Source organism: Microbacterium sp. AB, from assembly GCF_032878875.1.
GTDB classification, from domain to species: Bacteria; Actinomycetota; Actinomycetes; order Actinomycetales; family Microbacteriaceae; genus Microbacterium; species Microbacterium betulae.
Genome location: NZ_CP118157.1, coordinates 1,643,078 through 1,656,550, shown reverse-complemented (window position 1 = coordinate 1,656,550; position 13,473 = coordinate 1,643,078). Strand labels below are relative to the sequence as shown.

The 13,473-nt window shown below is 71.0% G+C and carries 11 protein-coding genes and 4 tRNA genes; 8 read left to right on the top strand and 7 right to left on the bottom strand.

All coding sequences use genetic code 11. The features are described from left to right. Window positions 1-140 precede the first annotated feature (140 nt). A complete protein-coding gene (locus tag N8K70_RS07705) occupies window positions 141-2,753 on the top strand; it encodes a hypothetical protein (RefSeq protein WP_317141008.1) in 2,613 nt (870 codons plus the stop codon). Between the two features lie 51 nt (window positions 2,754-2,804). On the opposite strand, the gene N8K70_RS07700 is transcribed toward N8K70_RS07705, so the two are convergent. From N8K70_RS07700 to N8K70_RS07690, 3 genes are all read right to left on the bottom strand, one after another. Beyond that, a tRNA-Val gene (locus tag N8K70_RS07700) sits at window positions 2,805-2,879 on the bottom strand. Window positions 2,880-2,904: 25 nt separating this feature from the next. After that, window positions 2,905-2,975: transfer RNA gene (locus tag N8K70_RS07695), tRNA-Cys, on the bottom strand. Between the two features lie 54 nt (window positions 2,976-3,029). Continuing rightward, window positions 3,030-3,101 (bottom strand) — tRNA-Gly (locus tag N8K70_RS07690). Window positions 3,102-3,313: 212 nt separating this feature from the next. On the opposite strand from N8K70_RS07690, the gene N8K70_RS07685 reads away from it, so the two are divergent. Both N8K70_RS07685 and N8K70_RS07680 read left to right on the top strand, forming a co-directional pair. Continuing rightward, window positions 3,314-3,389 (top strand) — tRNA-Val (locus tag N8K70_RS07685). A 57-nt stretch (window positions 3,390-3,446) separates the two neighbouring features. Continuing rightward, window positions 3,447-4,493: an LLM class flavin-dependent oxidoreductase gene (locus N8K70_RS07680; RefSeq protein WP_317141007.1), complete on the top strand. Its 1,047-nt coding sequence runs from the start codon at window positions 3,447-3,449 to the stop codon at window positions 4,491-4,493. An 8-nt stretch (window positions 4,494-4,501) separates the two neighbouring features. Here the strand turns inward: N8K70_RS07680 and N8K70_RS07675 are convergent, their stop codons facing one another. From N8K70_RS07675 to zapE, 3 genes are all read right to left on the bottom strand, one after another. Beyond that, window positions 4,502-5,095, bottom strand: coding sequence for a type II toxin-antitoxin system PemK/MazF family toxin (locus tag N8K70_RS07675; protein ID WP_317141006.1), 594 nt, complete (start codon window positions 5,093-5,095; stop codon window positions 4,502-4,504). A gap of 120 nt (window positions 5,096-5,215) precedes the next feature. Further along, entirely contained in the window at window positions 5,216-6,448 is a 1,233-nt protein-coding gene (locus N8K70_RS07670; protein ID WP_317141005.1) for an ammonium transporter, read from the bottom strand. Between the two features lie 199 nt (window positions 6,449-6,647). Continuing rightward, on the bottom strand, window positions 6,648-7,670 hold the full coding sequence (gene zapE, locus N8K70_RS07665) for a cell division protein ZapE (RefSeq protein WP_317141004.1): 1,023 nt from the start codon (window positions 7,668-7,670) through the stop codon (window positions 6,648-6,650). A gap of 109 nt (window positions 7,671-7,779) precedes the next feature. Here zapE and N8K70_RS07660 point away from each other — a divergent pair, with 109 nt between their 5' ends. Both N8K70_RS07660 and N8K70_RS07655 read left to right on the top strand, forming a co-directional pair. Further along, complete coding sequence (locus N8K70_RS07660; protein ID WP_317141003.1) at window positions 7,780-8,682, top strand: sulfurtransferase; 903 nt, start codon at window positions 7,780-7,782, stop codon at window positions 8,680-8,682. A gap of 10 nt (window positions 8,683-8,692) precedes the next feature. After that, a complete protein-coding gene (locus N8K70_RS07655; protein WP_317141002.1) occupies window positions 8,693-9,130 on the top strand; it encodes a SufE family protein in 438 nt (145 codons plus the stop codon). Window positions 9,131-9,181: 51 nt separating this feature from the next. Here the strand turns inward: N8K70_RS07655 and N8K70_RS07650 are convergent, their stop codons facing one another. Next, window positions 9,182-10,399 carry an alpha/beta hydrolase family protein gene (locus N8K70_RS07650; RefSeq protein WP_317141001.1) on the bottom strand — a complete coding sequence of 406 codons (1,218 nt, stop codon included), beginning with the start codon at window positions 10,397-10,399 and terminating at the stop codon, window positions 9,182-9,184. A 25-nt stretch (window positions 10,400-10,424) separates the two neighbouring features. Here N8K70_RS07650 and N8K70_RS07645 point away from each other — a divergent pair, with 25 nt between their 5' ends. From N8K70_RS07645 to N8K70_RS07635, 3 genes are all read left to right on the top strand, one after another. Then, complete coding sequence (locus N8K70_RS07645; RefSeq protein ID WP_317141000.1) at window positions 10,425-11,003, top strand: DUF3000 domain-containing protein; 579 nt, start codon at window positions 10,425-10,427, stop codon at window positions 11,001-11,003. After that, window positions 10,996-12,192 carry a ribonuclease D gene (locus tag N8K70_RS07640; RefSeq protein ID WP_317140999.1) on the top strand — a complete coding sequence of 399 codons (1,197 nt, stop codon included), beginning with the start codon at window positions 10,996-10,998 and terminating at the stop codon, window positions 12,190-12,192. Before N8K70_RS07645 ends, N8K70_RS07640 begins: the two co-directional genes overlap by 8 nt. 72 nt (window positions 12,193-12,264) lie before the next feature. Further along, on the top strand, window positions 12,265-13,473 hold the full coding sequence (locus tag N8K70_RS07635) for a thiolase family protein (RefSeq protein WP_317140998.1): 1,209 nt from the start codon (window positions 12,265-12,267) through the stop codon (window positions 13,471-13,473).

The window sequence follows — 13,473 nt, the reverse complement described above, 5'->3', positions numbered from 1 at the left end:
CGACTCGTCCTGTCGGCGGTGCCGCCGACGCGCATGTCGCGAGCCTCGGGTGGCTCGCCGCGACGTCATTCTGGCGCGTGGGCGCCGCCCGATCGGAAACCCGGACAGTTCCGGACAAGGGCGCCGTCGCATGCCGACGTATGGCGTCGGACGGATGCGGAACGACGCTAAAATCGCCTCCGTCCTCAGCCCCCATCGCTCACAGGGACCACATGACTCCTCGCACGCCCACCGGCCGCGCGGCGGACGGCCCGCCTCTGGCACTCTCCGAGATCGCAGACCGGCTACGTGCCCGTCGCCTGCGCGCCCGCCAGCCGTCGTACGCCGAGATCGCCCGGCGCATCCAGGCGCTCCGCACCGAGCGCGGGAGCCCCGGATCGGTGGCGGCGGTCTCGCGCTCGACCGTCTACGACTGCTTCCGCGACGATCGCAAGCGTTTCGACATGGAGCTGGTGCTCGATGTCGTGCGCGCCCTCGGAGCGGACGACGACGAGGTCGAGCTCTGGGCGTCCTCGCTCGAGTCCATCCAACAGCGCCTCACCGCATCCTCCATCGTCGCGGTCACCGATCGACTTCCTGCCGACGAGTCCGCCTTCGTCGGACGCCAGGAGGAGATCCGCGCCCTGTCGTCCCCGGGTCTCGCCTCATGGATCTCCGGCATGCCCGGAGCGGGGAAGACGCGACTCGCGCACCGCGTCGCACACGGTCTCGTCGCCTCCGGTGCGGCGCAGGGCGTCCTGCTCGCCGACCTGCGCGGTCACAGCGACGCTGGGCCGCCGGTGCAGGGGCGTGCGATCGTCCTCGCCCTCCTCCGCTTCCTGGGCCATCGCAGCGGGCCGGGGAGCCCCGAGGCGAGTCCCGACCTCCTGCGTAAGCTCCTGATCGAGCAGGCTCGCGTCGTCGTGCTCGACGATGCGGCAGACGACGCACAGCTGAGAGCGGTCTTCCCCGATCCCTCGGGCCTCTCCGTGATCGTGACGAGCCGCGTGATCCCGGACGACGCGCCGGATGGCCTGCTGCGCATTCCGCTCGGTCCGCTCGCCCCCGGAGAGTCGATCCGGCTCCTGCGGTCCGTCGCAGAGGACCCACGGGTCGATGCCGACCCCGACACGGCGGCGGCGCTCGCCGATGCCGCGGCGCATCTGCCGCTGGCGGTGGAGCTCACGGCCGCACGGATACGCGCACGGCCGGAGTGGGAGCTCGCCGACCACCTCCAGCTCGCGTCAGCGCGTCAGCGCGTCCTCCGTCTCGACGACGCGCTGTCCCACGCGTTCACGCTCTCCTACCAGGCGCTGCCCGACCATGCGCGGACGCTGCTGAGGCTTCTCGCGACGCATCCTGCCGGCGCACTCGATCAGGAGAGCATCGCGGCACTCGCCCGCGATGTCGTCGACGACGTCCTTCCCGCGCTCGAGCTCCTCCTCCGCAGAAGCGTGCTGATGCGCTCCGGCCGCGACCGGTACGAGCTGCACGCCCTGCTGCGGGTCCGGCTCGCACAGATCAGCTGGGAGGAGGACCCGCCGTCGTGGCGGACAGCAGCCCGACTGCGGCTCGCGGACAGCATCGTCGCGCGCGGATGGTCCGCGCACGGAGCGGTCGTGCGTGCGCGCGGCGACGAGCCGCGCCAGCCCCGGACGCCCGTCGAGGTGAGCGACTGGACGCCGGATCGCGCGACGTCCTTCCTGACGGGCGCGCTCGATCTCATCCTCCTCGTCGCTCACGAACTGGCCGAGGAGGAGGACTCACCCCGCCTCACGGCGATGTCCGAGGCGATCACCCGATGGCTGCAGCACGCCGGCAGGCTCGAGGAGGCTCTCGCCCTCAACCGCGAGGCGCTGCGGCTCGCGTCTCATGCGGGTGACGCCGACGGCGAGGGCAGGGCCCATGTGGACTTGGGGACGACGCTGGCGTACCTGGGGCGGCACGAGGAGGCCGCGGCGGAGCTGCTCGCCGCACAGCCCTTCGTCGTCGCCGACGCCCGCGAGGATCTCACCGTGCAGAATGCGCTCGGCGCCCTCCTCGATCTCCAGGGCGATCCGAGGAGCGCGGAGGAGCGGTACCACGCAGCGCTCGACCGTGCGGAACTCCTCGGAGACATCGCGCGGCAAGGCGTCGTCTGGAGCAATCTCGGTCGCCTCTTCGGGCAGTCGAGCCGCTTCGACGACAGTCGTCGGGCGCTCGAGCGGTCAATCGACCTCGGGCATCGGGCAGGTGACCGCCTCGGGGCGGCCACGGGGCGGGTCAATCTCGCAAAGCTCCTCCTGATGCTTCGGGATCCTCTCGCGGGGGAGCAGGAGGCGATGCGGGCCTTGGCAGAGTTCGAAGAGCTCGGAATGACTCAGGGCGTGATCGTGGCGTGCTCCAACATCGGCTGGTCGTTCAGCATGCGGGATCGCCACGAGGAGGCACTGCCGTGGCTGGCCCGCGGGCTGGCGGCCGCTCGATCGACCGGCATGAGGCAGCACGAGACGGAGATTCTGCTGTCCTTGGTGTCGTGCCGACTCGCTCTGGGCGACGTCGCCCAAGCCGAGGAGGCCGCGCACGCGGCGATGGAGATCTCCGAGGAGACGAGCAATCCTCACGCGCGCGCCTCCGCGCTCGTTGCGGAGGGCGATTGCGCCGCCGCCCGCGGCTCGACAGCGCGAGCCAGGGAGAACTGGACGTCCGCGTTGGCGCGGTTCGAACGCCTCGGCGCACCCGATGCCGAGGGGGTCCGTGCCCGACTCGCCGGGACATCGACGGAAAGCCTCTGAGGCTCTCGCTCCGAGACGAGAGAACCCCCGGCTCTCGCCGGGGGTTCTTCCTGGTGCGCGATACTGGGATCGAACCAGTGACCTCTTCCGTGTCAGGGAAGCGCGCTACCGCTGCGCCAATCGCGCTCGTACGAGCTGTTCAGTTATGACGAGGTGGCGACGGGATTCGAACCCGTGTAAACGGCTTTGCAGGCCGGTGCCTCGCCTCTCGGCCACGCCACCGCGGGGGCTTCGAACCCGCATGCCGAGATCCCCTACGAGGGATCCCTGCACTCGAGCGGATGACGAGATTCGAACTCGCGACCCTCACCTTGGCAAGGTGATGCGCTACCACTGCGCTACATCCGCATTTCGTTCCCAGGAGCAGGCCCCGAGCACGTGGACTACATTAGCCCACGTTCGGCGACCGGCCAAACCACGTCCACGATCCGGGCGTGTCTGCCCACAGGCGGGGCGAGCCGCCGGATGACACGCGAGCCGGAGCGCGATCGTTCGTCGTCGCCGTCCGTCATCGGGTATGCTCGTGTCTCGTGCCGCTGGTCGGCACAGGCCCAGACCCTGGGCGATTGGCGCAGTTGGTAGCGCGCTTCCTTCACACGGAAGAGGTCGTCGGTTCGAGTCCGGCATCGCCCACCACAGGAAGGCCCCGCGAAACCGCGGGGCCTTTTCTCTTCCACGAACGAGGAGCCGGCGATGGCAGTGAGATTCGGCTATTGGACACCCGTCTTCGGCGGATGGCTGCGCAACGTGGAGGACGAGCAGACGCCCGTCACCTTCGAGCACGTCAAGCGGATCGCTCGGACCGCGGAGGCCGTGGGATTCGACCTCACGCTCATCGCGGAGCTCAACCTCAACGACATCAAGGGCGTCGACGCGCCGAGCCTCGACGCCTGGGAGCTCGCGGCGGCGATCGGCGCGGTCACCGAGCGGCTGGAGATCCTCACCGCCGTGCGCCCCGGGTATCACCTGCCCGCGGTCGCCGCGAAGCGCGCCGCCACGATCGACGAGATCACGGGCGGACGGTTCACCCTCAACGTCGTCTCGGCGTGGTGGGCGGAGGAGGCCAGGCAGTACGGCGGCATCTTCTCCGCGCACGACGACCGGTACCTGCGCAGCACGGAGTTCGTCGAGATCCTCCGCGGGCTGTGGAACGAGACGCCGTTCAGCTTCCACGGCGAGTACTACGACCTCGAAGGAACCCGCCTCTCCCCCAAGCCCCAGGTGCAGCCGCTCATCTACGCCGGCGGCGAGAGCAAGGCCGGGCGGGACGCGATCGCCCGTTTCGCCGACGCGTATCTCACCCACGGCGGAACCGTCGAGGAGCTGCGCACGAAGATCGCCGACCTCGCATCCCGCCGCGCCGCGCTCGGCGGGGAGCCCTTCGAGACCTTCGGCATGGCCGCGTACGCCATCGTGCGCGACACCGAGGAGGAGGCGGTCGCCGAGCTCGAGCGCATCACGGACGTCCGCAGCGGTCCGGCGTACGAGTCGTATCAGGACTTCGTCAGCAAGTCGCAACTGGACACCGCCGTCGACCTCCGCGACTACTCCGTCTCGAACCGCGGCCTTCGTCCGAACCTCGTCGGCACACCCCGGCAGGTCGCCGAGCGCGTCGTCGAGTTCTCCCGCGCGGGCGTCGAGGTCTTCCTGCTGCAGTTCTCCCCGCACCTGCCCGAGATGGAGCGGTTCGCCCGCGACGTCATCCCGCTCGTGCGGGCGATCGAGGCGTCGGAGGGCTGAGCGCGCCGCTACGCGGTCATCCGCCACCCGTGGCGTCGCGCCAGCTCGCGTGCCACGGCCGAGAAACGGTCGGGAGCGAGCTCCGCCGCCTCCCGTCGCATGCCGCTCGCGTGCACGCTGTAGAGCTGGTCGAGGTCGGCCCATGACTCGCGGCCCTGCGCGTCCCACGAACCCGTCCCGATCGAGACGAAGTCCTCCTCGCCGTCGCGCGGCCGGCTCGTGAGCTTCACGGCGTACACGCGCTCGGCCGACTGCCGGGCGATCACGAGCACCGGACGGTCCTTGCCCCGCCCGTCGCCCTCGGCGTACGGGACCCACGTCCACACGATCTCCCCCGCATCCGGGTCGCCGTCTCGGTCAGGTCCGTAGGCGAGGCGCAGGTCCCGCACATCCCCCGGCGCCGCCTCGACCGTCTGCGTCCCCGGAACGCCCCCGGGCGAGCCGGGAGAGGCGTCGTCGCGCCCGCTCGCGCCCGCTTCTGCTTGCGGCCGGCCGGTCGCGGGAGGACGCGTCCTCCCCGGACCGCCGTGCCGCCGTGTCGCCTTCGTGATCGCGTCGGCCGCGAGACCGGCCAGCGCTCTGAAGATCCCCTGCTCTGCCACGACGCCACCATATCTCGGCGACGCCTCGGCGACGTGAATCCGCTTCGCACCCGTCCCGCGCATGCGAGGGCGCCCCGGTCACGGTGACCGGGGCGCCCTCGAGAGGAAGTGCGAGAGGACTCAGCGGGCCTCGAGGGCGTAGCCCTCTTCGCCGTGCACGACGGTGTCGACACCGGCGAGCTCGTCCTCGTTCTTGACGCGGAAGCCGATCGTCTTCTCGATCGCGAACCCGAGCACCCAGGCCACGACGAAGGAGTACACGAGAACGGCGAGGGCCGAGATCACCTGCAGCACGAGCTGCTCGAAGCCGCCGCCGAGGAACAGCCCCGTGTCGGTCGCGAAGAACCCGAGGTAGACGGTTCCGATGACGCCGCCGACGAGGTGGATGCCCACGACGTCGAGCGAGTCGTCGTAGCCGATCTTCCACTTCAGCTCGACCGCGAGCGCGCAGACCGCACCCGCGACGATGCCGAGGAGGAGCGCCCATCCCGGTGCGAGGTTGGCGCACGACGGGGTGATGGCGACGAGTCCCGTCACCGCGCCCGATGCCGCGCCGACGGAGGTCGCCTTGCCGTCCTTCACCTTCTCGATGATGAGCCAGCCGATCACGGCCGCCGCGGTGGCGCCGAGCGTGTTGATGACGATGAGGCCCACCACGGTGTCCTCCGTGCCCAGCGCGCCCGTGCCCTCTGCGCCGGCGTTGAAGCCGAACCAGCCGAACCACAGGATCGCGGCGCCGAGCATGACGAGCGGCACGTTGTGCGGCTTCTGGATGCCCTTCTGGAAGCCGATGCGCTTGCCGAGCACGAGGGCCAGGGCGAGGGCGGCGGCGCCGGCGTTGATGTGGACGGCCGTGCCGCCCGCGTAGTCGATGACCTCCACGCCCGCGTCCGGGAACAGCGTGGAGCCGAGGTTGAAGATCCAGCCGCCGCCCCACACCCATGCGGCGACGGGGAAGTACACCAGCGTCGCCCAGATGCCGGCGAACACGAGCCACGCGCCGAACTTCGCGCGGTCGGCGATGGCGCCCGAGATGAGGGCGACCGTGATGATGGCGAACGTCGCGCTGAACGCGGTCGCCAGCAGGCTGTCGCTGTCCTCCGCGATGCTCACGAGTCCGAAGTCCGAGAACGGGTTGCCGGCGAATGCCCACGTGCTCTCGACGGCGCTCATGTTCGCGCCGTAGAGGATCCACAGCACCGCGACGAGACCGAGGGCGCCGAAGCTCATCATCATCATGCTGACGACGGACTTCGCCTTGACGAGACCGCCGTAGAAGAACGCGACGCCGGGCGTCATGAAGAGGACGAGGGCCGTGGCGGCGATGAGCCACGCAGTGTTTCCGCTATCCATGTGTTTCTCCAGATCGGGTAACAGGACACCGGTGAGCTTTCGGGTCGACATGGTGCGCTCGACCGGATTGCCTCAGTCTCCCGATCCCGCGTTACCCCGCAGGTGCGGACCTCGTTTCGGCCGTGTTACACACGACCCTCTCCGGTAAACATCATGTTTCGGGAACCCCTCCGTCGCCTCCGAAGGGGGTGGGGATGCGTCAGGAGTGGGTTGACGCGACCAGACGCGAGATGGCGCGGAGATACTTCTTGCGATACCCCCCGGAGAGCATCTCGGCCCCGAAGACGTCGTCGAGGGGGATGCCCGTCGCGCGGATGGGCAGCTGGGCGTCGTACACCCGGTCGACGAAGGCGACGAAGCGCAGCGCCTCCGACTGGTCCGTGAGCTGACGCACGCCGCGGAGGCCGACGACGTCGACGCCTTCGATGAGGCGGATGTACCGGGAGGGGTGCACGCGGGCGAGGTGCGCGACGAGATCGTCGAAGCCGTCGTCCGACACCGAGCCGGCGACCGAGGACAGGGCCTCGCCGTACGCCGGCTCGGTGAGCACCGCCGCATGCCCGTCGAGCGAGCGCTGACGGAAGTCCACGCCGTCGATGCGGATGGTCCGGAAGCTGTCGGACATCGCGTGGATCTCGCGCAGGAAGTCCTGCGCCGCGAAGCGCCCCTCCCCCAGCGCGTTCGGCGGGGTGTTGCTCGTGGCCGCCAGGCGGGTGCCGGACGCGACGAGCTCGCCGAGCAGTCGCGTCATGACCATCGTGTCGCCCGGATCGTCGAGCTCGAACTCGTCGATGCACAGCAGCGCGGACCCGCGCAGCAGCTCGACGGTGTTCTTGTAGCCCAGCGCGCCCACCAGCGCGGTGTACTCGATGAAGGACCCGAAGTACTTCCGGCGGGCCGGGACGGCGTGGTAGATCGATGCGAGCAGGTGCGTCTTACCCACGCCGAACCCGCCGTCGAGGTAGACCCCGGGCTTGATCTCGGGGAGCTTCGGCCTGCGCGAGAAGAGGCCGCCGCGCTTGGCCGGCTGCGCGCCGGAGGCGAAGAGCTCGAGCTCCTCCTTCGCCTCCTGCTGCGACGGATACGCGTCGTCCACGCGATACGACGCGAAGGTCGCATCGAGGAACTGCGGCGGCGGGACGAGGCTCGCGAGCATCTCCTCCCCCGTCAGCTGCGGATGGCGGTCGACGAGGTGGACGATCTCGGTCGCTGTGGAGGTCATGTGTCCTCAGATGTCAGTCGGTTACGCGCCGCACGGACGAGCCGTGCCGACGCGGCCCGCGGCGCTTAGGCTCGGGGCAGGATCGACTCAACGATAACGAGGAGCAGTCATGGCCGTCGCACAGGACTCGTCCCAGCAGAAGTTCTCGGAGTACGCCGAGCCGGTGCGGCTCGTGTCGACGGAGTGGCTCTCGGAGCATCTCGGCGAGCCGGGTCTCGTCGTCGTGGAGTCCGACGAGGACGTCCTGCTCTACGAGACCGGGCACATCCCCGGCGCCGTGAAGGTCGACTGGCACACGGAGCTCAACGATCCCGTCGTGCGCGACTACGTCGACGGCGAGGGCTTCGCGCGGCTCGTCGGAGGCAAGGGGATCGCCCGCGACGACACGGTGGTCATCTACGGGGACAAGAACAACTGGTGGGCGGCCTACGCCCTGTGGGTGTTCTCGCTCTTCGGGCACGACGACGTCCGCCTCCTCGACGGCGGCCGCGACAAGTGGATCGCGGAAGGCCGCGAGCTCACGACGGAGCCGACGTCGCGCGAGCCGGTCGAGTATCCCGCCGTCGAGCGCGACGACGCGACGCTGCGGGCGTTCAAGGAGGACGTGCTCGCGCACCTGGGGAACCCGCTCATCGACGTGCGCTCCCCGGAGGAGTTCTCCGGGGAGCGCACCACGGCTCCCGCCTACCCCGAGGAGGGCGCCCTGCGCGCGGGCCACATCCCGACGGCGCGCAACGTCCCGTGGGCGCGGGCGGTCGCGGAGGACGGCGGCTTCAAGCCGCGCGCGGAGCTCGAGGCGATCTATCGCGAGGAGGTCGGGCTGTCCGACGGCGACGACATCGTCGCGTACTGCCGCATCGGCGAGCGGTCGAGCCACACCTGGTTCGTGCTCAAGCACCTCCTGGGCTTCGAGAGCGTCCGCAACTACGACGGGTCGTGGACCGAGTGGGGCAGCGCGGTGCGCGTCCCGATCGTGGCGGGCGCGGAGCCGGGCACGGCGCCCGCGAAGTAGTCTGGGCGGGATGGCCGACACCGCCCTTCCCACCGCGCTTGCGGAGATCCGCGACGAGTTCCTCGAGATCGACGAGCCCGATCGCCTCCAGCTGCTGCTCGAGTTCGCGAACGAGCTGCCCGCGTTCCCCGATCGCTACGCCGATCATCCGGAGCTGACGGAGCGCGTGTCCGAATGCCAGTCGCCCGTGTACATCGTCCTCGAGGTCGACGAGGAGGGGGCGGTCGCGATGCATGCGACGGCCCCGCCCGCTGCGCCGACCACGCGCGGCTTCGCAAGCATCCTCGTGCAGGGGATCACGGGCCTCTCCGCGGAGCAGGCCCTCGCCATCCCCGATGACTTCCCGCAGACGATCGGTCTCACGCGGGCGGTCTCGCCGCTGCGCATCTCGGGGATGACGGGCATGCTCCTGCGCGCCAAGCGCCAGATCCGGGCACGGCTGGCCTGAGCCCCGCGGGCGCCTCCTCGTGCCGGCATCGGGCGAGCCCGATGCGCGCGGCTAAGCCTCCGCGCCGCCCCGGGCCGTCTCGGACACGACCCCCCGGGCGGCCAGCCACCCGCGGATGGCACCGTTCCACCGCCGCTCGTCGAAGTTCCACAGCTTCGTGTGCCGGGCCGTGCGGAACGACTCCATCGTCACGAGGTCAGGGCGCTCGGCGGCGAGCCGGTGCGACGCCTCGGCGGGCACGAAGCCGTCGTCGTCGCTGTGGAGGAGCAGGATGGGATGGGTCAGCTCGCGTGCCCGGGCCACGATGTCGAGATCGTCGAGGGAGATCGGGTCCCCTCGGCGGACGACACGGGAGGACCAGCCCCCTCTCAGGGCGCCCATGGCGATGCGCGTGAGCGGCGAGGGGACGCGCAGCTCCCTCGCCTGATAGCCGAGCACGAGTCGCCAGTCGACGACGGGCGACTCCAGGACGATCCCCGCGATCTCGGCGGAGTGCGGAGAGTTCAGCGCCTCCTGAAGAACGATGGCTCCGCCCATGGACCATCCCATGAGCACGATGCGAAGCGCGCCGTGCTCCAGAGCCCACGCCACCGCGGCGTCCACGTCCCGCCATTCCGTCGCGCCGAGCCCGTATCGTCCTGACCTGCTGGCCGGAGCCTCTCCGTCGTTCCGATAGGAGACGCACAGCACGGGCATCCCCGCCTCATGCAGCACCGGCACGGCCCTCAGCACCTCGGCGCGGGTCGTCCCGCGACCGTGCACGGCCACGACCCAGGTGTCTGCGGAAGGGTCCTCCGCCGGGAACAGCCACGCGGGGCACGGGCCGACGGGGGCGTCGATGAACTCCGTCGTGAAGGGGAGGTGCAGCTCCTCCGCGCGCTCGTAGTACCAGCCGCTGAAGACCGCGTACGGGCCGATCTGCGTGCTCGAGCCGACCTGGGTGAGCAGCTTCCGACGCACCCGGTCCCCGTCCTCCGCGAGCACGGCGCCGAGCTTGAGATAGTGCTCCGACCCCGCGGTGAACAGTCCGTAGCGGCCGGGGAGGACCGTGTCGGGCGTGCGCGAGAGGGTGATGGTCTGCGCGCCCGTGTCGAACCCGTGCACCGCCACGTCGGCCACCCGGGGGCCGGGGGTCACGGCCCGTCGCGCGATGCGGAGCGACAGGAAGGCGACGGCGCCGACGACACCCGCGAACGCCGCCGCCAGCACGGTCGCGGCGGCGCGGACGCCGGCAAGGACCGGGGATGCGGCGCGCCTGGGGGTGTTCATGGCCCCTTCACTCTAATCTGTCGACGTGAACGGAGACCGGGCGAGCTCACGAGCCTTCGCCGACGCGGAGGCCGAGGTGCGGGCGGCGGCGTTCCGCGACGACCTCACTGTGCGGGAGATCCCCTCCCCGCAGGGGCTCGCGCCGTTCAGCCTGGCCCTCGCCGGCGACGTGCGCCCCGACGATCACGGCGACTCGCCCTATGGGACCGGCCGGCTGGTCCTCCTCCACGACCCCGACGAGCCCGCTGCCTGGGGCGGCGCCTGGCGCATCGTCAGCTTCGCCCAGGCGCCGCTCGAACCCGAGATCGGCACCGACCCCTTCCTCGCCGATGTCACGTGGTCGTGGCTCGTCGACGCGCTCGCGACGCGCGGGGCGCCCTACTCCTCCGCGTCCGGCACGGCGACGAAGATCCTCTCGAAGGGCTTCGGCAGCCTTGCGGACGAGGGAGACGGCGCGCAGATCGAGCTGCGTGCGTCATGGTCTCCCTCCGGGGCCTTCCGGGCCCATGTGGAGGCCTGGGCGGAGCTCGTCTGCATGCTGGCCGGCCTGCCGCCCGGGTCGGAGGACATCGCCGTGCTCGGAGCCCGGAGGACCCGTGACTGAATTCGCCGTCGTCGACACCGCCGAGTCCTTCGCGGCCGCCGTCGACCGTCTCGCCGCGGGCACCGGCCCCGTCGCCGTGGACGTCGAACGCGCCTCCGGCTTCCGCTACTCGCAGCGCGCGTACCTCGTGCAGCTCTACCGGCGCGAGGGGGGCGTGCTCCTCGTCGACCCGATCGCCGTCCCCGACGTCACGGCCGTCCAGCGCCTGCTCGGCGACGAGGAGTGGGTCTTCCACGCGGCCAGCCAGGATCTCCCCTCCCTGCGCGAGCTCGGCCTCGACCCGGCGCGCATCTTCGACACGGAGCTCGCAGCGCGACTCCTCGGATGGGAGCGCGTGGGGCTCGGCGCGGTCGTGGAGGCCGCGCTCGGCATCAGCCTCGCGAAAGCCCATTCCGCGGCCGACTGGTCAACGCGTCCGCTGCCCCAGGGGTGGCTCGAGTACGCGGCGCTCGACGTGCTCCACCTGGTCGACGTGCGCGACCGGCTCGAGGCGGAGCTCGCCGGCGCCGGGAAGACGGAGATCGCACGGCAGGAGTTCGAGGCCACGCTCGCGCGCGCCCCCCGCCCGCCTCGTTCCGACCCCTGGCGGCGGCTGAGCGGGCTGCACGCGGTGCGCGGCCGGCGCAATCTCGCCGTCGCCCGGGAGCTGTGGCGCGCACGCGAGGAGTATGCGCAGCAGCAGGACGTCTCCCCCGGCAGGCTCGTGCCCGACCGCGCGCTCGTGGCCGCCGTCCTCGCGACGCCGCAGACCAAGCAGGCGCTCGCCTCGCTCAAGGACTTCACCGGGCGCGCGAGCCGTTCGCAGCTCGATCGCTGGTGGGACGCCATCGTCGCCGGACGGGAGAGCGCCGATCTCCCGCTCGAGCGCATGCCGAGCGACGCCCTGCCGCCCCCACGCGCCTGGCACGAGCGTCGTCCCGAGGCCGACGCGCGGCTCAAGCAGGCCCGCCCGGACGTCGAGGCGAGGGCGGCCGAGCTCGCGATCCCCACGGAGAACCTGCTCACCCCCGAGACGCTGCGACGCATCGCGTGGGAGCCGCCTCACCCCGTCACCGCCGAGACCGTCGGCGACGCCCTGCGTGCGCACGGCGCACGGCAGTGGCAGATCGACGTGACGGCCGGTCTCATCGCGGACGCGTTTGTACGTGCGCCGCAAAGCGCCGGAGAGCAGGCGGAGACGGCTTCGTAGGTTCGTCCCAATCGATGCGGGGCGATCAGGCGCCCCGCCTAGGGTGGTCGTCAACTGACATAGGGAGGCAGAGTGGCCGAGCTCTCGGACGTCTACTTCGTCGACGGTGTGCGGACCCCTTTCGGGCGCGCCGGCGAGAAGGGCATGTACTGGAACACCCGAGCGGACGACCTCATCGTCAAGGCGATGATCGGACTGCTGGAGCGGAACGGCGGCGTTCCCGGGGAGAGGATCGACGACGTCGCCATCGCCGCGACCGCGCAGACCGGGGATCAGGGGCTCACCCTGGGGCGCAGCGCCGCCCTCCTCGCCGGTCTCCCCCACACGGTCCCCGGCCTCGCGATCGAGCGGATGTGCGCGGGCGCGATGACGGCGGTGACGACCATGGGCGCCTCGATCGGCGTCGGCATGTACGACCTGGCCATCGCGGGCGGCGTCGAGCACATGGGACATCACCCCATCGGCGGGAACGCGGACCCGAACCCGCGCTTCGTCGCGGAACGGCTCGTCGACCCCGGCGCGCTCAACATGGGCGTCACCGCGGAGCGCATCCACGACCGGTTCCCGCACCTGACCAAGGACCGGGCCGACCGGTTCGGCATGCTCAGCCAGCAGAAGGTGCAGGTCGCGTACGACGCGGGGCTCATCCAGCCCGACCTCGTCCCCGTCGCCGTGACGGGCGCGGACGGCGCCTGGGCGCTCGCGACCGAGGACGAGGGACGGCGCCCGGAGACGACCCTGGAGCAGCTCGCGACGCTCAAGACGCCTTTCCGTCCCCATGGCCGCGTCACCGCCGGCACGTCGTCGCCCCTCACGGACGGCGCCACGGTGAGCCTCCTCGCCGGATCCGCCGCCGTGAAGGAGCTGGGGCTCGCGCCCAAGATGCGACTGGTCTCCTTCGCCTTCGCAGGCGTGCAGCCGGAGATCATGGGGATCGGCCCGATCCCCTCCACCGAGAAGGCCCTCGCCAAGGCGGGGCTCACGATCGACGACATCGGCCTGTTCGAGCTGAACGAGGCGTTCGCGGTCCAGGTGCTGTCGTTCCTCGACCACTTCGGGATCGCCGACGACGATCCGCGCGTGAACCCGTGGGGCGGGGCGATCGCCGTCGGCCACCCGCTGGCCGCGTCCGGGGTGCGGCTCATGATCCAGCTCGCCGCGCAGTTCGCCGCGCATCCGGAGGTCCGGTACGGGCTCACCGCGATGTGCGTCGGCCTCGGCCAGGGCGGCAGCGTGGTGTGGGAGAACCCGCACTACACCGGCAAGAAGAAGCGGAAGTGA

What these genes read in the sequence shown, in the direction of transcription:
- zapE (WP_317141004.1), bottom strand. Translation starts at nt 7,670, where the DNA reads ATGACCTCCACAGCGACCGAGATCGTCCACCTCGTCGACCGCCATCCG.
- N8K70_RS07705 (WP_317141008.1), top strand. Translation starts at nt 141, where the DNA reads ATGGCGTCGGACGGATGCGGAACGACGCTAAAATCGCCTCCGTCCTCA.
- N8K70_RS07650 (WP_317141001.1), bottom strand. Translation starts at nt 10,399, where the DNA reads ATGAACACCCCCAGGCGCGCCGCATCCCCGGTCCTTGCCGGCGTCCGC.
- N8K70_RS07680 (WP_317141007.1), top strand. Translation starts at nt 3,447, where the DNA reads ATGGCAGTGAGATTCGGCTATTGGACACCCGTCTTCGGCGGATGGCTG.
- N8K70_RS07660 (WP_317141003.1), top strand. Translation starts at nt 7,780, where the DNA reads ATGGCCGTCGCACAGGACTCGTCCCAGCAGAAGTTCTCGGAGTACGCC.
- N8K70_RS07655 (WP_317141002.1), top strand. Translation starts at nt 8,693, where the DNA reads ATGGCCGACACCGCCCTTCCCACCGCGCTTGCGGAGATCCGCGACGAG.
- N8K70_RS07670 (WP_317141005.1), bottom strand. Translation starts at nt 6,448, where the DNA reads ATGGATAGCGGAAACACTGCGTGGCTCATCGCCGCCACGGCCCTCGTC.